This window comes from Streptantibioticus parmotrematis (assembly GCF_019890615.1).
GTDB classification, from domain to species: domain Bacteria; phylum Actinomycetota; class Actinomycetes; order Streptomycetales; family Streptomycetaceae; genus Streptantibioticus_D; species Streptantibioticus_D parmotrematis.
The window spans coordinates 50,848-72,527 of the sequence record NZ_JAINVZ010000001.1; the positions used below are offsets into that span (position 1 = coordinate 50,848).

Sequence of the window (21,680 nt, forward strand, 5' to 3'; positions counted from 1 at the left end):
GAGAAAGGATCGCCCCGACACCGCGTGACCGCCCACGACCACGGCGGCACGCCGGCAAGGAGGGGAAAGTCCTTGAAACGCATCACCGTGCTGGGCGCCGTCGCCGCCCTGCTCGCGGGAGCCGTCGCCACCGCCCCGGCCGGGTACGCGGCCGACCGCGACGCGCCGGGCACCACCGAGGCACGCGGGGCGGCCGTCGCCGCGGCCCGCGCCGCCGAAGCCGGAATCCACTGGACCGCCTGCCCGTCGGACTGGCAGCTCGCCGCGCCCATCCAGTGCGGATGGGTGACCGTGCCGATCGACTACGCGAGGCCGAACGGGCCCACCATCAAGCTCGCCGTCGACCGTGCGCGCAGCACCGGCACCAAGGCGCAGCGCCAGGGCTCGCTGATCTACAACCCGGGCGGTCCCGGCGGCTCCGGCCTGTCCTTCCCCCGCCGGACCACGACGAAGAACGCGATCTGGGCCGCCACCGCCAAGGCCTACGACTTCGTGGGATTCGACCCCCGCGGCGTCGGGCACTCCGCGCCGGTCTCCTGCGAGGACCCCGGCGCCTTCGCCAAGGCGCCCAAGCCCGACCCGGTCCCGCGCGACGCCGCCGACAAGCTGGCGCTGCGCAAGACCGCCGCGCGGTACGCCGACGGCTGCCACGAGCGCGGCGGCAGGCTGCTGCCGTACCTGACCACGCCCAACACCGCCCGCGACATGGACGTCATCCGTGCCGCGCTCGGAGACAAGAAGATCAACTACCTGGGTGTCTCCTACGGGACCTATCTCGGCGCGGTCTACGCCACGCTCTTCCCGACCCACGTACGGCGCCTGCTGGTGGACAGCGTGGTGGACCCCAGCCCCGACCACATCTGGTACCGGAACAACCTCGACCAGGACGTGGCGTTCCAGGGCCGGTGGAACGACTGGGAGGACTGGGTCGCCCGGCACGACGCGAACTACCACCTCGGCACGACGCGTGCCGCCGTCGAGCGGCAGTGGCTGAGGCTGCGCGCCACCGCCGCGGCGCACCCGCTGGGCGGTGTCGTCGGCCCGGCCGAGCTGATCGCGTTCTTCCAGAACGCGCCCTACTACGACCAGTACTGGACGATCGTGGCCGGCGCGTGGAGCCAGTACGTCGCGGGCGACACCAAGCCGCTGATCTCCGCCGCCACCCCCGCCGCGGCCGGATCCGCCGACGCGGTCGCCGCGGAGAACGAGAACGCCGTCTACACCGCGGTGGAGTGCAACGACGCCGCGTGGCCGAGGAGTTGGGCCACCTGGGACCGCGACAACACCCGGCTGAACGCCACGTACCCGCTCATGACCTGGCCCAACGCGGCGATGAACCTGCCGTGCGCCACCTGGCACGAGCCGCAGCTCACGCCGCTCGACGTCCGCTCGCACGCGGGTCTGCCCGCTGTGCTGATCGTGCAGAGCACTCGTGACGCGGCGACCCCGTACCCCGGCGCGGTCGAACTGCACCGCAGGCTCAAAGGCTCGGAGATGATCACCGAACGCGGTGCCGGTTCGCACGGCGTCACCGGCCTGGTCAACCCCTGCATCAACGACCGGGTCACCGCCTACTTCGTCAACGGCAGGCTGGACGCCCACGACGTGACCTGCGCCCCGCACGCCACCCCGCAGCCCCCCGCCCGCACCACGGTGAAGGCCAAGGCCGCCGACCTTCCGACCACCGGCTGAACCCCCACACCACCGCCCCGGCGCGCGCCCTTCGAGGGAGCGCGCCGGGGCGGGCTTGTTGCGGGGGAGGGGTATCGCGATATAGCTTAATCGCGCCGACTCGGACGGGTCGGCGTGCATCGCTCAGCCCTCGACGAGGAGGCGCCGTATGTCCTCGACCGCCGCTCCGGAACCCGGTCCCGGATCCGATTCCGGTGCGCAGCGTGCGCGGCTGACCAAGCTGCCCGGCGCCGCGCCCGATCTGCGTGCCTCCGACGAGGAGCGCGACCACGTCGCGGGAATCCTCGCCGACGCGCTCGCCACCGGACGGCTCGCGCCCGACGAGCACGCCGAGCGGCTCGAAGCCGTCTACGCGGCCCGCACCCGCGGCGACCTCGCGCCCCTCACCCAGGACCTGCCCGAGCCCGCCGAAGGCCGCACCACGGCGCTCGCCCCGCACCTCGACGCGGCCCCGGTGCACGCGGTGTTCAGCAAGATCCGGCGCGGCGGTCAGTGGCCGGTGCCGCCGGAGACCGTGGTGCGCTCGACCTTCGGTGCCGCCGTCATCGACCTGCGCCACGCCGTCTTCACGCGCCACGAGGTCGTCATCCACGCCCACTCGTTCGGCGGCAAGATCGAGATCCTGGTGCCCGACAACGCCCGGGTCTACGACACCGGCACCGCGCTGTTCGGCAAGCGCTCGCTGCCCGGCGGCAAGGAAGCCAAGGGCGACGACGGCCCGGTCGTACGCATCACCGGCCGCTCCGTCTTCGGCCACGTGCGGGTGATGCGCGGCGGCTTCAAGTGGCCCTGGCGGGACTGGCGTTGAGCGGGCGGGGGGCTGCCTTCCGCCGCCCCCCGGCCCTCTGACTGACGTACCCTCAACTCCGTTGCTCGGCCAGCCACGCGTCCTCCGCCGCGTAGTCGAAGAGCGCGTCGCCGTATGAGGCCGCCATCTTCGGGAACGCCTCCCGCCAGTCACGCCCGGCCAGTTCGCGGGTCATCCACTCCACCGTGGCGGGCATCGACTCCGCGTAGCCCGTGGCCGCACGGTAGCCCAGCTCGCGTTCCGCCGCGGTCATGTCGAGGACCATGGGGTGCGGCAGCGCCCACGGGGTGTCACCCACGTTCTCCCGCGGCGGCTTCCCGTCCACCAGCACCGTCTCGCAGGAGTACCCCAGCGCCGCGTCCACCGCCGCGCCGATCTCCGCCACGGTGGGCGCCTGCGGGTCGACCGCGTTGAGCACCCGTGCGCCGGGCCTGCGCGCGGCCAGCCGGATCAGCTCCGCCAGGTTGGCGGCGTTCACGGTGTGGAAGCGGCTCTCACCGTTGTAGGCCAGCACCCGCACCGGACGCCGGTCCAGCACGCGCTGGACGAAGTACAGCTCGCGCGGGGAGCGGCTGTGCGGCCCGTGCACCGCGCCCGCCCGCAGCAGCGTCACCGGCAACGCGTCGGCGGCCGCCAGCAGATCCCGCTCCAGCGCCACCTTGCGCGTCGCGTAGGTCGCCTCGCCCGGTTCCACCGTCGGCTGCGCCTCGGACATGGGCACCGGGTAGCGGGGCAGGCCGTCCGGCTCGTCCTGCGTGTCGAATCCGCGGCCCCGCTCGTCCACGTAGACCGCCGCGCTGGAGATCACCACCGCCGAGCCGACCGTCCCGGCCAGCGCCGCCAACTGCCGTGCGTGCGCCGCGCCGTACGCCACGCAGTCCACCAGCACGTCGCAGCCGTCCCCCAGCGCCTCTGCCAGCGCGCCCGGCTCGTCCCGGTCGAGCGCGACGGCCTCCACGCCGTCCGGCCAGGCGTCGTCCCGCCGCCCGCGCTGCGACGCCGCGCGCACCCGCCAGCCGTCGCGGGCCAGCGCGGCCACCGCGGGCCGCCCGATCTGTCCCGTCGCCCCGAGCACGAAAGCCGTGCCCGGCGTCCCCGTCGTCCTCGCTGTGCCGGCCGTCCCCGGCGTCCCCGTCGTCATGCGGCCGACGCTACGCGCGGCCGGGGGAGCGGGCCAGGGATGTTCGCCGTACGCTGATCGGCCGCCGGTCCCTCGCCACCGGGGCCACGCCGTCAGGCCGGGCGGCGCAGCTTGGGGTGGTTGGCGCGCGCGGCGGCGAGTTCGGCCTTGACCTCGGTCGCGTACCGGTCGACGTACTCCTGCCCGGACAGCTCCATGATGGCGTACACGATCTCGTCCACGACCGACCGCAGCACGAAGCGCTCGTTCTCCATCCCGGCGAAGCGGGAGAAGTCCATCGGCTCGCCGAACCGGATCGTCACCCGCCGGATCCTCGGCAGCACCCGGCCGGGCGGCTGGATCTCGAACGTCCCGACCATCGCGCAGGGCACCACCGGCGCACCGGACTTCAAGGCCATCACCGCCACCCCGGTGCGCCCCTTGTACAGCCGACCGTCGTGCGAGCGGGTGCCCTCCGGATAGACGCCCATCAACTCCCCGCGCCGCAGCACCTTCAGCGCCTCCTCCACGGCCGACTGCGACGCCTTGCCGCCGGTGCGGTCGACCGGGATCTGGCCCGCGCTGCGGAAGAACGCCGCGATCAGCGCGCCCTTGAGCCCCGGGCCCGTGAAGTACTCCTGCTTGGCCAGGAAGGTGATGCGGCGCGGCAGGATCGCGGGCATCAGGAAGTGGTCGGAGAACGACAGGTGGTTGCCCGCGACGATCGCCGCACCCTCCTCGGGAACGTGCTCCAGGCCCTCGATCCGGGGCCGGAAGAGCAGCCTCAGCAGCGGACCGAGGACCAGGTACTTGAGCACGTAGTAGAACAAGGTCGGGCCTTCCCCTGTACGGCACACGGACGGGCGGGCGGTGACGGGCCGGGAGCACGTCGCCACGACGTGACCACGGACAGTATTCCCCGCGTCGCCCCGGCGTAAGGGCGACAGATCCCGGTCAGCGGCTGCCGACCAGCGCCGTGCCCCCGGCCAGTACGGCCAGCGTCGCCCAGCCCAGCCAGAGCCAGCCGCTGTCGCCCACCACGACCGTGTACGCGGTCACCAGCACCAGCGTCGCCAGCGCCGCGGCCGTCATCACCCGCGTCGCACCCGTCATCCGCCGTCCCCCTTCCGCGCACACGAGGAAGACCCGCCCGGACCCCCGTACCCGGGGCCGCGAAAACCATCGTCGCCCCGCAGCGGTTCCCTCCGCTACGGGGCGACGATCGACGGGGCGAGCCGGGACGACCCGGCGGCACGGGGTGCGGGGTCAGCGCCCCCGGGCCTGGAGCGAGGCCAGATAGGCGTTGTACGCGACCAGCTCCTGGTCGCCGTCCCGGTCCGCCGCCCGGTCCTCGCGCTTGGCCTTGCGCTGTTCGGAGACGTACCACTGGAAGACCAGCGCGATCAGCACCAGCACCGACGGGATCTCGCTGAACGCCCAGGCGATGCCACCCGCCATGTGCTGGTCGGACAGCGCGTCGATGCCCAGCGACGCGGGCGGGTGCTCGAAGGTCTTCACCATCGGCTGCGAGGCCATCATCAGCGCGATGCCGAAGAACGCGTGGAAGGGCATCCCCATGAACAGCTCCAGGATGCGCATCACGTGACCCGGCCGGTGCGGACCCGGGTCCACGCCCATGATCGGCCAGAAGAAGACCAGGCCCACGGCGAGGAAGTGCACCATCATCGCGATGTGCCCGATCCGGCTCTCCATCAGGAAGTCGAACAGCGGGGTGAAGTACAGCCCGTACAGGCTCGCGATGAACAGCGGGATGGTGAACGCCGGATGCGTGATCACCTGCAGGTAGCGGCTGTGCAGCAGCATCACCAGCAGTTCCCGCGGTCCCTTGCGCCCGCGCCCGGCGGTCGGCAGCGCCCGCAGCGTCAGGGTGACCGGCGCGCCCATCAGCAGCAGGATCGGGGAGAGCATGCTGATGATCATGTGCTGCACCATGTGGACGCTGAACATCACCATGCCGTAGTCGTTCAGCTTGGTGCACATGGTGAGTGCGACGGTGAGCACGCCGATGGTCCAGGCGATCGTGCGGCCCACCGGCCAGGAGTCGCCGCGCCGCACCAGGCGGGCCACCGCCCAGCCGTACAGCGCGAGCGCCAGCAGGCAGCCGACCAGGAAGAACGGATCGTCGCTGTACTCCAGCCCGCGGCCGAAGCTGAACGGCGGCAGGTTCATGGGCATGTGCATGCCCCCCATGCCGGACATTCCGTGCCCGCCGTGATCCATCCGCACTCTCCCGTCGCGCCAGCAGCCGACGCACCCTGGATTGTGCCGATTCCGACCGGTGCGCCCGCACCAGAGTAGAACCGCCCCCGCCCGGGACTTCGGGCGGGGGCGGTCCTTCAGCCTCGGCGCGGCGTCACAGCACGCACTCGGCCTCGACGTACCGCTCGGCGGGCACCGTCTTGAGGTGGTCGACCGCCTCGGCCAGCGGCACCAGCACGATGTCGGTGCCGCGCAGCGCGGTCATCATGCCGAAGTCGCCGTTGTGCGCGGCCTCCACCGCGTGCCAGCCGAAGCGAGTGGCCAGCACCCGGTCGTACGCGGTCGGGGTACCGCCGCGCTGGACGTGGCCCAGGATGACCGGCCGGGCCTCCTTCTCCAGACGGTGCTCCAGCTCCACCGACAGCTGCCGGGCCACACCGGCGAACCGCTCGTGGCCGTAGATGTCCGTGCCGCCGGTGTCGAACTCCATCGAGCCCTCACGCGGCTTGGCGCCCTCGGAGACCACGACGATGGCGAACTTCTTGCCCGCCTCGAACCGCTTGCCGACCAGCTCGGTCAGCTCGTCGATGTCGAACGGCCGCTCCGGCACCACGATCGCGTGCGCACCGGCCGCCATGCCCGCGTGCAGCGCGATCCAGCCGGTGTGACGGCCCATCACCTCGACGATCAGCACCCGCTGGTGGGACTCGGCGGTGGTCTTGAGCCGGTCGAGCGCCTCGGTGGCCACCATCACGGCGGTGTCGAAGCCGAAGGTGACGTCGGTCGAGGCGATGTCGTTGTCGATGGTCTTCGGCACGCCCACGATGGGCAGCCCGGCGTCCGACAGCAGCCGGGCCGCCTTCAGCGTGCCCTCGCCGCCGATCGGGATGATGGCATCGAGCCCGAGGTCCGCCATGTGGCCGCGGGCCCGCTCCACACCGCCGCGCAGGTGCTCGGGACGGACCCGGGAGGACCCCAGGATGGTGCCGCCGCGGGCCAGGATGCCGCCCACCGCGTCGAGGTCGAGCTTCCGGTAGTCGCACTCCAGCAGACCCTTCCACCCGTCGTGGAAGCCGATCACCTCGTCGCCGTGGTCGGCCACGGCGCGGTGCACCACGGACCGGATGACGGCGTTGAGTCCGGGGCAGTCCCCACCGCTGGTCAGCACACCAATACGCATTGCTCTCGATACTCCCGCAACTGCAACGTAACCAGCCGACCGGACGCCGTCGTCCGGATGGACCCCGCCAGCCTAACGGCAGGCGGATACCGCCGTCCCCAACCGCGTGCTCAGGCGGGCTGCTGCGTGGCCGCCGCGATCCGCTCCGCGCGCAGCGCCTCGTACCACTGCTCGTCGACCGGCGGCAGGGCGTGCACGTCCAGCGCCAGCTTCAGCAGCATGTCCGCGAACAGCGGGTTGCGGGCCATCACCGGGCCGTGCGCGTACGTGCCGAACACCGTGTCGGACCACGCGCCCTCGGTGCCGTCGCCCGTGCCGTTGCCGTTGCCGTACCGCAACCGGGCCAGCGGACGGGCGCTCGGGCCGATGACCGTGTTGCCCTGGTGGTTCTCGAACCCGGTCAGCGGCGGCAGGCCCAGCCGCTCGTCGACGTCGGCCAGGATGTCGCCGACGTGCCGCGGTCCGTCGTTGCGGATGCTGCGCACGTCCAGGATGCCCAGGCCCGGTTCGGGGCGGCCCAGGTCGTTGACGAACTCGGTGCCCAGGATCTGGTAGCCCGCGCAGACCGAGAAGACGATCGCGCCGTTGGCCACCGCCCGGTTCAGCCCGCCGTCGCGGCGCAGCCGTTCGGCCGCCAGCCGCTGCGGGCGGTCCTCGCCGCCGCCGATCAGGTAGATGTCGCCGGAGGTGGGCACCGCCTGGTCGGACCGGACGTCGATCCGGGAGACGGGGATGTGCCGCTGCTGCGCGCGGCGCTCCACCACGAGGGCGTTGCCCTGGTCGCCGTAGGTGCTCAGCAGGTCCGGGTAGACCCACACCAGGCGCAGGCTGGTCTCGCTCATGCTCGCAATCCTTGCTGTCGGTGCGCTCGGGGTGCCGGGATCAGTTGCCCACGGCGCGGCGCAGGTCCTGGAAGGCGGTGTAGTTGGCGATCACTTCGATCCGTCCCGGCGGCGCCGAGCGCACCGCCTCGTCCACGTCCGCGCAGACCCTGAAGTCGAGCCCCGCGACCTCCAGCCGCACCGCGAGGTCGAGCTTGCGGTCGCCGATGACGAAGATCGGGTGCCCGGCCAGCCGGGTGTAGTCGACGTCCCACAGCCAGGAGGTGTCGGTGCCGTCCGCGCCGCGGGCGTTGACCGACAGCAGCACCGGAGCGGGCGGGCCGTCGATCAGCGAGAACGTCTCCAGCCAGCCCGCCGGGTTCTTCGCCAGCAGCAGCCGCAGGTCACGGCCCTGGTACGGGACGACGTCGTAGCGTCCGGCGACCGCCTGGACCGCGTACATCCGCTCCAGCGCGACCTTGGGGGCGACGCCGAAGACCGCGGCGACCGCCGCGGAGGTGGCCGCGTTCGCCTTGTTGGCGCGGCCCGGCAGCTGCAACTGGATCGGCCAGGCCACCCCGTCCGGGGCGACCACGTAGTCGCCGGACAGCGCCCAGGTCGGCGGCGGGCGGCGGAAGCCGCAGTCACCGCAGTACCAGTCGTCGCCCGGCCGCTGGAGCACGCCGCCGCAGGACGGGCAGGACCACGCGTCGTCCTTCCACTCCTGGCCCGCGGCGACCCACACGACGGTGGGGCAGGACGAGGCGGCCCAGGCGACCAGCGGGTCGTCGGCGTTGGCCACCACGACCGCGTCGGTGCCGGACAGGCCCTCGCGCCAGCGCTCGGCCAGCATCCGGGTCTCGGCGGCGCGGTCGAGCTGGTCGCGCGAGAGGTTGAGCAGCGCGATCGCCTTCGGCGTGACGTCGCGGGCGACGCCGGCCAGGTACTTCTCGTCGACCTCGATCACGCCGTAGCGCGCCTCGGAGCCACCGGCCAGCGCGGAGGTGATGCCCGCGGGCATGTTGGCGCCCAGCGCGTTGGAGACCACCTGGCCCGAGGCCCGCAGCGCCTCGGCGATCAGCCGGGTGGTCGTGGTCTTGCCGTTGGTCGCCGACACCAGCACCACGTCCAGGTGGGTGGCGAGCCGGGCCAGCAGATCGGGGTCGAGCTTGAGGGCCACCTTGCCGCCGATCACCGATCCGCTGCCGCGGCCCGCCGCACGTGACACCGCCGCCGCCGCCTTGCCCGCCGTCACGGCCAGCTTCGCCCGCGGCGACAGCGGCCCCGAGTTGCCTGCCATCGTCTTCCGATCCTCCTCGCGTCCGGCACCGCGCCTCCGTACGTGCGGGCGCCACCGCCTGGCAGGGGTGGCGCCCACGTGTCCGCCGTGTCACCGCGCCGCGGTGCGGGGAGGGTCCCCGCGCGTCGTGCCCGGCAGCGCCGGCGGGAGGCTTCGGTCACGGATCAGCCTATCGACTCCGCGGACCGGCCCCGCACCCGCGCCACGGCCGACTGCCGCCACCCGGCGCCCGGAAGGCCCCGCGCGGGCCCTCTACCCTTGCCGTCATGCGACTCGGCAGCATTCCCGGCAGTTCCGGCAGCGTACGCACGATGAGCCACTTCGGCGCCCCGGTCCTGCACCGTGCGGCCGGTCGGGTGACGGCCTTCGACGACGCGCTGGCCGCGCTGGTCGAGGACATGTTCGCGACCATGTACGCGGCGGACGGAGTGGGTCTGGCCGCGCCCCAAGTCGGCGTCGCGCAACGGGTGTTCGTCTACGACTGCCCCGACGACGAGGACCGCAGGCACCTGGGCCACGTGGTCAACCCCCGCCTGGTCGCGGCGGACGGCGAGCCGGTCACCGGCCCCGAGGGCTGTCTGTCGCTGCCCGGCGTCGAGGCGCCCACCACGCGCTTCGACCGCGCCGTGGTCGAGGGGGTGGACCTGCGCGGCAACCCGGTACGCGTCGAGGGCACCGGGTTCTTCGCCCGCTGTCTCCAGCACGAGTGCGACCACCTGGAGGGCACCGTCTTCACCGACCGGCTGCGGGGCCTGCGCAGACGGCGGGCCCTGTGGGCGGGGCGGCGGGCGCTGCGGCAGGGGACACCCTGAGGGGCGCGCACCCTGCGGGACGCGCGTAGAGCGGTGCAGGACGGGCGGGAGACCCGTCGGTCAGAGGCCGGGGCCGCCGGGCATGTCGGCCGCCGCGGCCAGCCTGCCCCACAGCAGGTCGGCGAGGTGGCGGACCAACTGCTCGCGGGAGCAGGGGCGTTCGCCGAGCCACCAGTCACCGGCGGCGTGCATCATGCCGACGATGCCGTGCCCCCACACCCGGGCCAGCTCGTCGCCGCCCGGGCCGAGGTCGAGGCGTTCGGCGATGATCCGCGCCAGCTCCTCGCCGAGTCTGCGCAGCAGCGGTGCCGACTGGCGCCCGGCGTCGAAGCCCTTCTCGGTGTCCGACGACTCCTGCTCGGTGGGGTGCATCAGGAAGCGGTAGACCTGGGGGCGGGCCTCGATCGCCGTCAGATAGGCGTCCAGGGTCGCCTCCACCCGGTCGCGGCGGGCGTCGGCCGAGTCCAGCGCGGTGCGCAGGGAGGCCAGCAGGGCGTCGGTGTGCCGCTTGGCGAGGGCGCGGTAGAGCCCGTTCTTGTCGCCGAAGTGCCGGTAGAGGATCGGCTTGGTGATGCCCGCCTCGGCCGCGATGGCGTTCATCGACGCCTCCGGGCCGTCGCGCAGCACGACGCGGTCCGCGGCCTCCAGCAGCTCCTTGCGGCGGCGCTCCGTCGCCCGCTGCTGGTCCGTGCGCTGGCTGGTCTGCACCCGAGCGTCCCCTCCCACGGGTCGGTTCCTCTTGCGCGCCGGTCCGGCGCGTCGCGCGCCGACCGGCGAGCCGATTTCGGCGGCTGAGCGAAACGTAACACTCCGCCGGACGGGTGCCGGTTGCCCGTGCGTCGAGTTGACAGGCCGTACCGGCCGGTAACACACTCGGGACACGGTAGGTGTTACCGTTAGTAACAATGGCACGAGGTACCGCTCACCGCGCGTGGGCGGGTGGAGGGGACCATGGGCGACTTCGCGCTGGAACTCAATGACGACCAGAAGGCCGTACGCGACTGGATCCACGGGTTCGCCGCCGACGTGATCCGGCCGGCCGCCGCCGAGTGGGACGAGCGCGAGGAGACCCCCTGGCCGGTGATCCAGGAGGCCGCCAAGATCGGCCTGTACTCGCTCGACTTCTACGCCCAGCAGTACTTCGACCCGACGGGCCTGGGCATCCCGCTCACCATGGAGGAGCTGTTCTGGGGCGACGCGGGCATCGCGCTGTCCATCGTCGGCACCGGGCTCGCCGCCGTCGGCGTCCTCGCCAACGGCACCGAGGAACAGATCGGCACCTGGATCCCGCAGATGTACGGGGACGCCGACGACGTCAAGGTCGCCGCCTTCTGCTCCTCCGAGCCGGACGCGGGCTCCGACGTCGCCTCGATGCGCACCCGCGCGGTCTACGACGAGGCCAAGGACGAATGGGTGCTGAACGGCACCAAGACCTGGGCGACCAACGGCGGCATCGCCAACGTCCACGTGGTGGTCGCGGTCGTCGACCCGGACCTGGGCTCCAAGGGCCACGCCTCGTTCATCGTGCCGCCGGGCACCCCCGGCCTGTCCCAGGGGCAGAAGTTCAAGAAGCACGGCATCCGCGCCTCGCACACCGCCGAGGTCGTGCTGGAGGACGCGCGGGTGCCGGGCAGCTGCCTGCTCGGCGGCAAGGAGAAGCTCGACGAGCGGCTGGCCAGGGCCCGCGAGCGCGCGAAGGCCGGGAACGGCGAGCGGGTGAAGAACGCCGCGATGGCCACCTTCGAGGCGTCCCGCCCCGCGGTCGGCGCCATGGCGGTCGGCACCGCGCGGGCCGCGTACGAGGTGGCGCTCGACTACGCCAGGACGCGCGAGCAGTTCGGCCGCCCCATCATCGACAACCAGGCGGTCGCCTTCCAGCTGGCCGACATGCGCACCCAGATCGACGCCGCGCGGCTGCTGGTGTGGCGGGCGAGCTGGATGGCCACCGCCGGGCGGCCGTTCACCGCCGCCGAGGGCTCGATGTCCAAGCTGTACGCGAGCGAGGTGGCCAAGAAGGTCACCGCCCAGGCCATCCAGATCCTCGGCGGCAACGGCTACACCCGCGAGTACCCGGTGGAGCGCATGCACCGCGACAGCGCCATCTACACCATCTTCGAGGGCACCAGCGAGATCCAGCGGCTGGTGATCTCCCGCACCCTGTCGGGCCTGCCGATCCGCTGACCCGGCGCAGGGGTGGCGGAATCCCGCCAGTAGGCCGCCCGGGCAGGCGGAAATCCCTCAACAGGCCGCTCGGTACGATTAGTTGTATCGCGCAGCCGTCCGTTATGCTCGACCTGTCGGGCGCCGCTTCCCCCGTGCGGCGCCCGGCTTCTCTTTTTCGGCACGCGGGCTTGGCCGCGACCGCCCACCGTCTGATTGAATGGGGACATGGCCAGCTTGATCGAGAACGCGACGGGTCGCACCGACCTCGAACCGTTCTGGCCGTCCCGGCAGGCCCACCACTTCGACCGGGAGTGTTGCCGCGCGATCCCCGCGCGGCCCCGCGCCCAGCGCTGACCGGTTCCGCACCGGCCGGCCCCATCGGCGCACCGGCACCGCGCGGACGTCCATCCGACGCCCCTTCGCGCGAAAGAGCCGAGACCCATGTCGAACCTGTCCCATCCCCAGTCCCTGCGCACCCCGATCGCCCCCCGCCAGCGGCTGCGCGCCGTGCGGCCCGACGACGTCGTGCCGGTGCCCGACTTCCTGCCGCCCGGCGCCACCTGGATGCCCGCGCCCGGGCACGCGCTGCCCGCCCGGGCCGGCCAGCCGCCGATGGTCGGCTACCTGGTCCTCGTCCCCGCGGACCAGGCGCCGCCCGCCGTCGCCGCCGCGGAGCGGATCGTCGAGGCGGTCGACCCGATCCGCGACGATCCGATCCGCATCGACCCCGAGCGCCGTACCGCGGGCATCGACGGCCGACCGCTGGACCTGACGTACCTGGAGTTCGAGCTGCTGGCCCACCTGGTGGCGCATCCGCACCGGGTGCACACCCGCGACCAGTTGGTGACCACGGTGTGGGGCTACGGGCACGTGGGCGACGGCCGCACGGTCGACGTCCACATCGCCCGGCTGCGCCGCAAGCTCGGTCCCGTTCACCGTTCCGGCATCGTGACCGTACGGCGTGTCGGCTACAAGTACGCTCCGGTCAGCACCAGTTGACGCTCCGCGTCCCGCCCGCCCCGGGCGGAACGCGACCGTGAGGCGACCGGAAAGCGACGCGGAGGCGATCGCGACGCGACCGGAATGGGCGACAACGCGGTGGGAAGACGCACAACACGTCCTCCCCGGGGCGATCCCGTGACCCCGGCGGCCTCCGGGCCGTTGGCGGGTCGCGGGACCGCCCCGGTCCGCACCGCCCGTACCGACCGCGAAGGACACCGGCCATGAACGCCATCAGTGACCCCGACCAGCGACTCGAGACCGCCGCCCTCCCCGCCGAGGACGAAGACGACGCGGCACAGGACCGGGCCGAGCGGTCCGCCGCGTTCGTGCCCCGCCAGCCCCAGCGCACCGACGTGCGGCGACGGCTGATGGCGCTCAGGCGCTGGTGACCCGCTCACCCCGGCGGCACGGCACCCGGCTGAGCCCGTAGCCTTGCACCGCGTTCACCCACGACGTGGAAGGCGAGGCGCCACCGATGCCAACAGACATCCCGCAGGGCGCGGCCGAGCGGAATCCGGCCGGCCATGACAGCCCCTTCGGGCCGCTGACCCTCCCTTACGGGGTCTTCAGCACCGCCGACGCTCCTGACCTGCGACGGGTCGGGGTGCGGCTGCACGACCGCGTGCTCGACGCCAGCGCGGCCGCCCGTGCGCTGGGCGCGGACGCGGAGGCGGCCCTGCTGGGTCACCCCACGCTCAACCCGCTGCTGGCGGCCGGCCGGCCCGCCTGGGACCTGGTCCGCGACCGGCTGACCGAATGGCTGACGGACGACCGTCACCACGACGCGATCGAGCCGTTCTGGCTCCCGCTGGCCGACGTCACCCTCCACCTGCCCTTCGAGGTCGCCGACTACGTCGACTTCTACGCGAGCGAGCACCACGCGACCCGGGTCGGCGAGATCTTCCGCCCGGGCGGCGCCGCGCTCACCCCCAACTGGAAGCACCTGCCCATCGGTTACCACGGCCGCGCGGGCTCCGTCGTGGTCTCCGGCACCGAGGTCGTGCGTCCGTTCGGGCAGCGCAAGGGACCCGACGACCCGGCGCCGGTCTACGGACCGTCCGTGCGGCTGGACTACGAGGCCGAGGTGGGCTTCGTCGTCGGCACGCCGACGGCGGCGGGCGAGCGGGTCGGCCTGGACGCGGTCGAGGACCACGTCTTCGGCGTCTGCCTGGTCAACGACTGGTCGGCGCGCGACATCCAGGCGTGGGAGTACGTGCCGCTCGGGCCGTTCCTGGGCAAGTCCTTCGCCACGTCCGTCTCGCCGTGGATCGTCCCCCTCCAGGCGTTCTCCGCGGCCCGGGTGGCGCCCCCGGCGCGTGACGTCGCGCTGCTGCCGTACCTGGACGACGCGAAGCTGCCCGAGTGGGGGCTCGACCTGCGCCTCGACGTCGCCATCAACGGCCAGGTGGTCGCCCGCCCGCCGTTCTCCAGGATGTACTGGACGGTGGCCCAGCAGCTGGCCCATCTCACCGTCAACGGCGCGGTGTTGCGCACCGGCGACCTGTTCGCGTCCGGCACGGTCAGCGGGCCGGGCGACGACCAGCGCGGGTGCCTGCTGGAGTCGACCTGGAACGGGCGGGAGCCGCTCACCCTTCCCGACGGCTCGACCCGCGGCTACCTGGAGGACGGCGACGAGGTGACGATCCGCGCCTGGGCGCCGGGACCGGACGGCGGGCGGGTCGATCTGGGCGCGGTGACCGGCCGGATCGCCCCCGCGGCCGGGTGACCGCGCCACCACGTGATACGCAGGGTCCATGCGTGACAGCGACGGAGTGAACGAACCGTCCGCCGGCCAGGGCCCGGAGGCGTCCCTCGGGCAGCTCAGCGGCCAGCTCCACGCCGGTCTGGACCGGATGGAGCGGCTGCTGGCGACCGCGGAGGGCACCGCCGGGCCGGCCGGGGAGCCTGCCGCGCGTACCGGGCCACCGGCCTGGCGTCGCGCCACCGCGCGGGAGCCGCGCTGGATGGTCAGCTGCGCGCTGCTGGTCGCGGTGGTGGTGCAGTGGAGGCTGCCCGAGCGGCTGACCTTCCATCCGCACTGGCTGCTGCCGGTGCTGGAACTGGTGTTGATGGCCGGCCTGGTGGCGGTGGACCCGGGCCGCGAGCGGGTGGGCACGGCCCCGCTGCGCACCGCGAGTCTGCTGTTGACCGGACTGGTGAGCCTGGCCAACGGGTGGTCGGCGATCTCGCTGGTGCGCGGTCTGCTGCTGGGGACGGAGGGCGGCGACGCGGGTCCGCTGCTGATGACCGGGGGCGGGATCTGGATCACCAATGTGATCGCGTTCGGCCTGTGGTACTGGGAGTGGGATCGCGGCGGTCCGGCGAGCCGGGCGGCGGGGCTGAAACCGTACCCGGACTTCCTCTTCCCGCAGATGCAGGAACGCGAGCTGGCGGCCCCGCACTGGGAGCCGAACTTCGTGGACTACCTCTATCTGGCGTTCACCAACGGCACCGCGTTCAGCCCGACGGACGTGATGCCGATGTCGCGCTGGGCCAAGCTGCTGATGCTGCTCCAGTCGGTGATCTCGCTGGTCACCGTGGTGCTGGTGATCGCGCGGGCGGTCAACATCCTCAAGTGAGACCGCCCGCGCGATCACCGGGTCCGCGTCAGTAGCGGATGGTGCCGGGACGCAGGTGGTGCGATTGCTGCGTTCGGGCGACGTCGCCGCCAGGCGTCATCGAGAACGAGCCGTTCTGCAGGGGCCCGGGGGTGTAGCCCCCGCTGTCCAGCGCCTGCGGGTTGGCGTTGTCGAACGGTTGTCCGTCCACGGTGACGCCGCTGAAGTCCAGCTCGTCGAAGGACGGGTAGCTCTGCGAGGGCGATTCGATGACCGCCTCCGCGCTGGCGTTCTGCGCCCCGAGGTTCTGGTCGGTGTGCTCGGTCCAGCCCTGGGTGTTGTCGGTCAGGGTCAGCGTGTAGTCGCCGCCGCCGTTGGAGACCACGCTGGCGGTCATGCTGTCGCCCTCGGAGACCGGGTCGTTCCAGTAGACCGGGGAGGCCGGGTACATCTCGTACCACGCGGACAGCACGGGCTGCCCGCTGGAGCAGTCGGTCTGCACGCCGGTCTGCTCGACGGTCTGGGAGCCGTAGCCGTCCAGGCCGACCCAGGGGGCGAACAGGTCGTTGGAGGAGTTGCAGGTCACCTGCGGTTCCGTCCAGCTGCCGCTGATGCTGCTGAACGAACCCTGCGCGACGTACCCGCCCCAGTTGCTGTCCTGGAAGTTCTTGGCGAACGGGGCGAAGGTGTGCGTCGCGGCGACGGAGGTGCCGGTGCCCACCGGTATCAGGGCGGCGGCGAGCAGCACCGCCGCGGCGGCCGTGCGGGTCCTGGCGAGGTTCCGTCTGGCTGAATGCGTGGCCATGGGCCGAATCTCCTGTGGGGGAAGGAGGGATGGGTGGGGGCCGATCGGACCGGGGTTCATGGTGGGCGGGCCCGGGAGCGGGCCTCAAGGGGATCCGCGGATCCGGAACCCGCCATGGCGAGAACATGACATGATGCGAATGGGTGATACGCACGGCCGGAAGGCAGTCATGGTGGTACCAAGCGGAAGCCGCGGGGCCCAGGGTGGCTGGCTCGAAGGGCTCGGCATCCCCGAACACGAACAGACCGCGTACTTAAGGGTCCTGGCCGCACCGCACCGCACCGCGGCCGAGCTCGCCGCCGAGCTGGGGACCACGGCCGAGCGCGCCGAGCGACTGCTCGCCGCGCTCACCGAACAGGGACTAGTAAACCGGCACGACGGCGAGGGCGCACGTTGGTCGGCCGCCGCCCCCGACGTGGCGGTCGAGGCACTGCTGCTGCGCCGGGAGGAGGAACTGCTGCGCACCCGGGGCCGGGTCGCGGAGCTGATGCGGGCCTACCGCCGCGCGCACCGGCCGCACGCGGACGACCTCGTGGAGGTGGTCACCGGGCAGGCGGCGATCGCCGAGCGCTGGCGGCAGTTGCAGGACGGTGCCCGGCGCAGCCTCGCGATGTTCGACAAGCCCCCGCACATCGTCCGCTCCGACCCGGCCCTGGAGCACGCGTTGCTGGACCGCGGGGTGCGGGTGCGCGCGGTCTACGAGGCGGGGTCGGTGAGCGCGCCCGGCCGCCTCGCCGAGATCCGGGAGATCGTGGAGGCGGGCGAGGAGGCCCGGATGCTCCCCGAACTGCCCTGCAAACTGGCCATCGTCGACGACCGCTGGGCGATGCTGCCGGTGGCCTCGGGCGCGGAGTTGCACGGAGCGGTCCTGGTGCGCGCCTCCTCCCTGCTGGACGCCCTGTCGGGGATGTTCGAGGCGTACTGGCAGCGCGCGGTGCGGGTGCCGCAGGCGCGCGCCGACCGCGCGGAGCCGGACCGCAGGACCGAACTGCTGACGCTGCTGTCCGCCGGGTTCACCGACGACAGCATCGCCAGGCAACTGGGTGTCTCCCCGCGCACGGTGCAACGGTGGGTGCGCGAGGTCATGGACGCGCTCGGTGCCCGCACCAGGTTCCAGGCGGGCATCCAGGCGGCCCGCGCGGGGCTGTTGTGAACCGCCCGGGCCCGCGCGGGGCCGTTGTGAACCGCCGCCGCCCGGCGCCCCGTCACCCGCTCGCGCTGCGGCGTCCTCACGGGGTCGTGCTTCCCGCCGCGGAGTCCAGTGCCGAGCGGATCGCGTCGGCGTAGACACCGGTGCCAGAGGGGCGCGGGTGCGTGTTGTCCGTCCACAGCCGCTGCGGCTGCTTGGCGATGGCGTCGTGCCAGTCCACCAGGACCGTGCCCGGGTGGGTGTGCACCGCCCGCTCCAGCGCGGAGTTGACGGTGGACTCCCACGACCTGGGCACGTAGGTGTTGATGAACGCGACCGTGCGGCTCGGGCCGGTCACGCGCAGGATGTCGGCGATGGTGGCGTCGGAGAAGTCACCGTTCGTGCCCAGGCCGATCACCACGACGCGCCGCAGTGTGCCCTGCGCCGCCAACTGCCGCAGCAGGTCCGGCGCCGCGTCCATCTGGCGGCCCACCTTGGCCACCACGTCGATGCCCGGCATGGCCTGTTCCAGCGCGCCGGTGGAGGCCAGCATGACGGAGTCCCCGATCGCCGTGATCTCGCCACCGGGGACACCGGGCACGCCCGGAGCCGCCTTCGCCGCGGCCGCGCGCCGGCCGCCCGCCCCACCGCCCGCCGCTCCGCTCACCGTGTCCGCCGCCGCCGGGGCCGCCGACGGGTGCGGGGCCGCCGCGGCGGCGTCCCGCTCGCCCGCGGCGATCTGCGCCTCCAGGCCCGTGCTGGTGGGCGCGTGGCTGACGCCGATGCAGGCCACCGTGACCACGCCCGCCCCGGCGACCGCCATCGCCAGCGCCTGCCGGGGCCGCGCCTCGGCCCGGGCGACGAACCACCGCCGCGCCTGCGTGAGATAGCCGCGCACGCCCAGCCGGATCAGCGGCTCCTCCAGAACCCGGTAGGAGGTGACGGCGAAGACCGCGGTCAGCCCGAGCATCGTCACGCGCCCGGCGAAGGAGGCGGCGAACTCCGGGGCCACACCGGTGAGGCAGGCGATGATCGGCCAGTGCCACAGGTAGATGCCGTACGAGCGGCGGCCCACCCACACCAGCGGCCGTGCGGACAGCGTCCGGGCGAACCGTCCCGGTCCCGCGGCCGCCACCGTCACCGCCACCGCGGCCAGGCACGACAGCGCGAGGCCTCCCTGGTAGACCGCGGCGCCGGTGCCGTCGAGCAGCCAGGCGGCGACCGCGAGTGCCAGCAACCCGCCGCCGCCGAGGGCGTCGAGCGCCCGCAGGTCCCGCTGCCCGCGCAGCGCGGTGGCCCGTCCCAGCGGCAGTACGAGGGCCGCCGCCGCGCCGAGCAGCAGACCGCCGCCGTGGGTGTCGGTGCCGTAGTAGACGCGGGAGGTGTCGGTGTCCGGGGTGTACATCAGTGCCATCGCCGTGAACGACGCCGCCGCCAGCGCGAGCGTGACCGCGGCCTGGTCGCGGCGCCTGCGCAGGAGGGCCATCACGCACCACAGCAGCAGCGGCCACAGCACGTAGAACTGCTCCTCGACCGCGAGCGACCACAGATGCTGGAGCACCGGCTTGCCGCCCACCCCGGTGAAGTACGCGTCGTGCTGGGCGATCTGCCACCAGTTGCTGCTGTACGTCAGCGCCGCCATCACGTTGCCGCGCAGCCCCGCGTAGGTGTCGCCGCCGGCCAGGGTCGCCGTGCAGGCGGCCAGCGTGAGCACCGCCCACATCGCGGGCAGCAGTCGGCGGGCCCGGCGGATCCAGAACGCGCCCAGCCGGAAGCGCCCGGTGCGGGCGCGCTCCGCGGTGAGCAGGCTGGTGATGAGGTAGCCGCTGATGACGAAGAACAGGTCGACACCGAGGAAGCCGCCGGGCAGCCAGGAGGCGTGCACGTGGTAGGTCACCACGGACACCACGGCCACCGCGCGCAGGCCGTCGAGACCGCGCACCCGGGTGGGGGCCTGGGGCGGCTCCGGGACGGGCGGGGCTTCGGCGATCGATGTCGTTTCGGTGCTCATGGCCCCAATGTCGGCCCTGCGGGTACGGGTTCGCCGCAGGGCTGCCGCTGATTGCCGACGGCCGTGCGGCGGCGCGGCCGGGGGATCGGTGTGACGAGACGCACGTCAGGGGCCCCGAGGACGGAGATGACGGGTCGTCATCCGGACTACCCGATCGTGTGATCGTCGGCGTGTCGCGCCGGGTCCGTGGGAATTCCGGCGGCCGTTGAACGGATGGGCTCGGCCATCCGTATGACTGCCACGACGGGCCGCCGTGGGCGAATCCCGTTGCCATGGAAACGGATTGGGCTTGTGGGGGAGTGTTCGATTCCGCTAGCTTCCTAACGCCATACCACTCGGCAGGGTGGCGGACGTTTCCGCATGTCATGGGCATGTTTATGCCTCGCGTGCGGAGGAACCATCCGTCGCCCCGTGCCACCCCCACCCCGGGCGCGCCCCATACGCGACCGGGCCCGCACGGTCCGAGTGGACGTATCCCGGGACAGCGCGTGGACCCGGCGCCGTGAAGGCGCGGGCGCGTCGTCCCCATCCCCCCAGGGAGGGCCGTTCGTTGCACATATCGAACCCCGAGGCGCCGTCGCACCGCCGCAAGCGCGGACTGCGCAAGACCCTCATCGCCGCCGCTTCGGCGGCCGCCGTGATCGGCGGAACCTACGCCATCGTCGCCCCCGCGGGCGCCAGCCCTGTCTCACAGGGAGCGGTCGGACCGCACGTCAGGAGACTGTGCTCGCAGCCCAAGCCCGGCATGATGGCCTGCAACGCGCTCCAGCGCACCGACATCGTGGCCAAGGCCGCCACGACCATGGGCTCGAACGGCACCCCGTCCGGCTTCGGGCCCTCGGACCTGGACAGCGCGTACAACCTGCCGTCGGACGGCGGCGCGGGCCAGACGGTCGCCATCGTGGACGCGCAGGACGACCCCAACGCCGAGCAGGACCTGGCCACCTACCGCAAGCAGTTCGGTCTGCCGGACTGCACCACGGACAACGGGTGCTTCAAGAAGGCCGACGAGAACGGCGGCAGCAGCTACCCGACCGCCGACTCCGGCTGGGCCGGTGAGATCTCGCTCGACCTCGACATGGTCTCCGCCATCGCCCCCAAGGCGCACATCGTGCTGGTCGAGGCGAACTCCGCCAGCATGGACGACCTGGGTACCGCGGTGAACACGGCCGTCAAGCTGGGCGCGAAGTTCGTCTCCAACAGCTACGGCGGCCCCGAGGACTCCTCGGACACCCAGGCCGACAGCCAGTACTTCAACCACCCGGGCGTCGCCATCACGGCCTCCGCCGGCGACTCCGGCTACGGCGTGGAATACCCCGCGGCCTCGCCGGACGTCACCGCGGTCGGCGGCACCTCACTGAAAAAGGACTCCAGTCAGCGCGGCTGGTCGGAGTCGGTGTGGAACACCAGCAGCAGCGAAGGCACCGGTTCCGGCTGCTCGACGGTCGAGACCAAGCCGTCGTGGCAGAAGGACACCGGCTGCTCCAAGCGCACCGTCGCGGACGTCTCGGCTGTCGCCGACCCGGCCACCGGAGTCGCGGTCTACGACAGCTACCAGTCCGGCGGCTGGCAGGTCTTCGGCGGCACCAGCGCGGCGTCGCCCATCATCGCCTCCGTGTACGCCGATGCGGGTGCCCCGGCCTCCGGCGCCAACCCGGCGTCGTACCCGTACGCGAACACCTCCGCGCTCAACGACGTCACCTCGGGCTCCAACGGTGACTGCAACGGCACGTACCTGTGCACCGCGGGCAGCGGCTACGACGGCCCGACCGGCCTGGGTACCCCGAACGGCCTGAAGGCGTTCACCGCGCCCTCGGGTTCGACGGGCGGCGGCTCGACCACCGGCTCGAACCACACCCCGGGACATCGCCACCACAAGCCGCGCCGGTGACCTCGTAGCACCACGGGCGACACGAGGCCCCGGCCGCCTGCGCGGCGGCCGGGGCCTTCGGTAACCCCCCGTCCGGGCCGACGCCCCGTCAGGCGGGCCGCACGCGACGGCGTGTGACCGGTCCTGGTCGGTGGTGAGTACACGCATGGACGGTCTCGCGGCGACGGC

At 72.8% G+C, this 21,680-nt stretch carries 21 protein-coding genes; 11 read left to right on the forward strand and 10 right to left on the reverse strand.

Annotated elements, in window-relative coordinates; translation table 11 throughout:
• Nucleotides 1-72 precede the first annotated feature (72 nt).
• Complete coding sequence (locus K7472_RS00260) at nt 73-1,692, forward strand: alpha/beta hydrolase (protein ID WP_372457870.1); 1,620 nt, start codon at nt 73-75, stop codon at nt 1,690-1,692.
• Between the two features lie 148 nt (nt 1,693-1,840).
• Nucleotides 1,841-2,500: a DUF1707 domain-containing protein gene (locus K7472_RS00265; protein ID WP_222972814.1), complete on the forward strand. Its 660-nt coding sequence runs from the start codon at nt 1,841-1,843 to the stop codon at nt 2,498-2,500.
• Between the two features lie 52 nt (nt 2,501-2,552).
• Here K7472_RS00265 and K7472_RS00270 read toward each other — a convergent pair whose 3' ends face one another.
• The 7 genes from K7472_RS00270 to K7472_RS00300 form a co-directional block, all read right to left on the reverse strand.
• On the reverse strand, nt 2,553-3,575 hold the full coding sequence (locus K7472_RS00270; RefSeq protein ID WP_308013737.1) for an NAD-dependent epimerase/dehydratase family protein: 1,023 nt from the start codon (nt 3,573-3,575) through the stop codon (nt 2,553-2,555).
• 158 nt (nt 3,576-3,733) lie between these two features.
• The gene (locus tag K7472_RS00275; RefSeq protein WP_222972819.1) at nt 3,734-4,450 is read right to left on the reverse strand and encodes a lysophospholipid acyltransferase family protein; all 717 of its coding nucleotides are present in this window, start codon (nt 4,448-4,450) and stop codon (nt 3,734-3,736) included.
• Between the two features lie 124 nt (nt 4,451-4,574).
• Nucleotides 4,575-4,733 carry a hypothetical protein gene (locus tag K7472_RS00280; protein WP_222972821.1) on the reverse strand — a complete coding sequence of 53 codons (159 nt, stop codon included), beginning with the start codon at nt 4,731-4,733 and terminating at the stop codon, nt 4,575-4,577.
• A 153-nt stretch (nt 4,734-4,886) separates the two neighbouring features.
• A complete protein-coding gene (locus K7472_RS00285; RefSeq protein ID WP_222972822.1) occupies nt 4,887-5,861 on the reverse strand; it encodes a cytochrome c oxidase assembly protein in 975 nt (324 codons plus the stop codon).
• A gap of 133 nt (nt 5,862-5,994) precedes the next feature.
• On the reverse strand, nt 5,995-7,020 hold the full coding sequence (locus K7472_RS00290; protein ID WP_222972824.1) for a 6-phosphofructokinase: 1,026 nt from the start codon (nt 7,018-7,020) through the stop codon (nt 5,995-5,997).
• 110 nt (nt 7,021-7,130) lie between these two features.
• Complete coding sequence (locus K7472_RS00295) at nt 7,131-7,862, reverse strand: type 1 glutamine amidotransferase (RefSeq protein ID WP_222972826.1); 732 nt, start codon at nt 7,860-7,862, stop codon at nt 7,131-7,133.
• Between the two features lie 40 nt (nt 7,863-7,902).
• Nucleotides 7,903-9,141, reverse strand: a complete 1,239-nt coding sequence (locus K7472_RS00300; RefSeq protein ID WP_222972828.1) for a MurT ligase domain-containing protein — start codon at nt 9,139-9,141, stop codon at nt 7,903-7,905.
• A 266-nt stretch (nt 9,142-9,407) separates the two neighbouring features.
• Here K7472_RS00300 and def point away from each other — a divergent pair, with 266 nt between their 5' ends.
• Entirely contained in the window at nt 9,408-9,953 is a 546-nt protein-coding gene (gene def, locus K7472_RS00305) for a peptide deformylase (protein WP_222972830.1), read from the forward strand.
• Between the two features lie 60 nt (nt 9,954-10,013).
• Here the strand turns inward: def and K7472_RS00310 are convergent, their stop codons facing one another.
• The gene (locus K7472_RS00310; RefSeq protein WP_222973494.1) at nt 10,014-10,661 is read right to left on the reverse strand and encodes a TetR/AcrR family transcriptional regulator; all 648 of its coding nucleotides are present in this window, start codon (nt 10,659-10,661) and stop codon (nt 10,014-10,016) included.
• 243 nt (nt 10,662-10,904) lie between these two features.
• Between K7472_RS00310 and K7472_RS00315 the strand changes: the two genes are divergently transcribed.
• From K7472_RS00315 to K7472_RS00335, 6 genes are all read left to right on the forward strand, one after another.
• Entirely contained in the window at nt 10,905-12,134 is a 1,230-nt protein-coding gene (locus K7472_RS00315; protein WP_222972832.1) for an acyl-CoA dehydrogenase family protein, read from the forward strand.
• Between the two features lie 207 nt (nt 12,135-12,341).
• Complete coding sequence (locus K7472_RS33140) at nt 12,342-12,470, forward strand: hypothetical protein (RefSeq protein ID WP_289678764.1); 129 nt, start codon at nt 12,342-12,344, stop codon at nt 12,468-12,470.
• Nucleotides 12,471-12,557: 87 nt separating this feature from the next.
• Nucleotides 12,558-13,115 (forward strand): winged helix-turn-helix domain-containing protein, encoded by a 558-nt coding sequence (locus K7472_RS00320; protein WP_222972833.1) that lies wholly within the window; start codon nt 12,558-12,560, stop codon nt 13,113-13,115.
• 224 nt (nt 13,116-13,339) lie between these two features.
• Nucleotides 13,340-13,507: a hypothetical protein gene (locus tag K7472_RS00325; protein WP_222972834.1), complete on the forward strand. Its 168-nt coding sequence runs from the start codon at nt 13,340-13,342 to the stop codon at nt 13,505-13,507.
• Between the two features lie 86 nt (nt 13,508-13,593).
• Nucleotides 13,594-14,844 carry a fumarylacetoacetase gene (gene fahA, locus K7472_RS00330; RefSeq protein WP_222972835.1) on the forward strand — a complete coding sequence of 417 codons (1,251 nt, stop codon included), beginning with the start codon at nt 13,594-13,596 and terminating at the stop codon, nt 14,842-14,844.
• A 28-nt stretch (nt 14,845-14,872) separates the two neighbouring features.
• A complete protein-coding gene (locus K7472_RS00335) occupies nt 14,873-15,697 on the forward strand; it encodes a DUF1345 domain-containing protein (protein WP_252394900.1) in 825 nt (274 codons plus the stop codon).
• Nucleotides 15,698-15,725: 28 nt separating this feature from the next.
• Here the strand turns inward: K7472_RS00335 and K7472_RS00340 are convergent, their stop codons facing one another.
• Nucleotides 15,726-16,481: a G1 family glutamic endopeptidase gene (locus K7472_RS00340; RefSeq protein ID WP_222972836.1), complete on the reverse strand. Its 756-nt coding sequence runs from the start codon at nt 16,479-16,481 to the stop codon at nt 15,726-15,728.
• Nucleotides 16,482-16,650: 169 nt separating this feature from the next.
• Here K7472_RS00340 and K7472_RS00345 point away from each other — a divergent pair, with 169 nt between their 5' ends.
• Nucleotides 16,651-17,634 carry a helix-turn-helix domain-containing protein gene (locus K7472_RS00345; protein ID WP_252394901.1) on the forward strand — a complete coding sequence of 328 codons (984 nt, stop codon included), beginning with the start codon at nt 16,651-16,653 and terminating at the stop codon, nt 17,632-17,634.
• A 76-nt stretch (nt 17,635-17,710) separates the two neighbouring features.
• On the opposite strand, the gene K7472_RS00350 is transcribed toward K7472_RS00345, so the two are convergent.
• Nucleotides 17,711-19,621 carry an acyltransferase family protein gene (locus tag K7472_RS00350; RefSeq protein WP_222972838.1) on the reverse strand — a complete coding sequence of 637 codons (1,911 nt, stop codon included), beginning with the start codon at nt 19,619-19,621 and terminating at the stop codon, nt 17,711-17,713.
• 556 nt (nt 19,622-20,177) lie between these two features.
• On the opposite strand from K7472_RS00350, the gene K7472_RS00355 reads away from it, so the two are divergent.
• On the forward strand, nt 20,178-21,512 hold the full coding sequence (locus K7472_RS00355; RefSeq protein WP_372457889.1) for a S53 family peptidase: 1,335 nt from the start codon (nt 20,178-20,180) through the stop codon (nt 21,510-21,512).
• The last annotated feature ends 168 nt before the right edge of the window (nt 21,513-21,680 follow it).

Bases quoted from the DNA above. Each gene is read 5' to 3' on its own strand.
- K7472_RS00265 (WP_222972814.1), top strand. From the start codon at position 1,841: ATGTCCTCGACCGCCGCTCCGGAACCCGGTCCCGGATCCGATTCCGGT.
- K7472_RS00280 (WP_222972821.1), bottom strand. From the start codon at position 4,733: ATGACGGGTGCGACGCGGGTGATGACGGCCGCGGCGCTGGCGACGCTG.
- K7472_RS00285 (WP_222972822.1), bottom strand. From the start codon at position 5,861: ATGGATCACGGCGGGCACGGAATGTCCGGCATGGGGGGCATGCACATG.
- K7472_RS00290 (WP_222972824.1), bottom strand. From the start codon at position 7,020: ATGCGTATTGGTGTGCTGACCAGCGGTGGGGACTGCCCCGGACTCAAC.
- K7472_RS00295 (WP_222972826.1), bottom strand. From the start codon at position 7,862: ATGAGCGAGACCAGCCTGCGCCTGGTGTGGGTCTACCCGGACCTGCTG.
- K7472_RS00300 (WP_222972828.1), bottom strand. From the start codon at position 9,141: ATGGCAGGCAACTCGGGGCCGCTGTCGCCGCGGGCGAAGCTGGCCGTG.
- def (WP_222972830.1), top strand. From the start codon at position 9,408: ATGCGACTCGGCAGCATTCCCGGCAGTTCCGGCAGCGTACGCACGATG.
- K7472_RS00315 (WP_222972832.1), top strand. From the start codon at position 10,905: ATGGGCGACTTCGCGCTGGAACTCAATGACGACCAGAAGGCCGTACGC.
- K7472_RS33140 (WP_289678764.1), top strand. From the start codon at position 12,342: ATGGCCAGCTTGATCGAGAACGCGACGGGTCGCACCGACCTCGAACCG.
- K7472_RS00320 (WP_222972833.1), top strand. From the start codon at position 12,558: ATGTCGAACCTGTCCCATCCCCAGTCCCTGCGCACCCCGATCGCCCCC.
- K7472_RS00325 (WP_222972834.1), top strand. From the start codon at position 13,340: ATGAACGCCATCAGTGACCCCGACCAGCGACTCGAGACCGCCGCCCTC.
- fahA (WP_222972835.1), top strand. From the start codon at position 13,594: ATGCCAACAGACATCCCGCAGGGCGCGGCCGAGCGGAATCCGGCCGGC.
- K7472_RS00335 (WP_252394900.1), top strand. From the start codon at position 14,873: ATGCGTGACAGCGACGGAGTGAACGAACCGTCCGCCGGCCAGGGCCCG.
- K7472_RS00340 (WP_222972836.1), bottom strand. From the start codon at position 16,481: ATGGCCACGCATTCAGCCAGACGGAACCTCGCCAGGACCCGCACGGCC.
- K7472_RS00345 (WP_252394901.1), top strand. From the start codon at position 16,651: ATGGTGGTACCAAGCGGAAGCCGCGGGGCCCAGGGTGGCTGGCTCGAA.
- K7472_RS00350 (WP_222972838.1), bottom strand. From the start codon at position 19,621: ATGAGCACCGAAACGACATCGATCGCCGAAGCCCCGCCCGTCCCGGAG.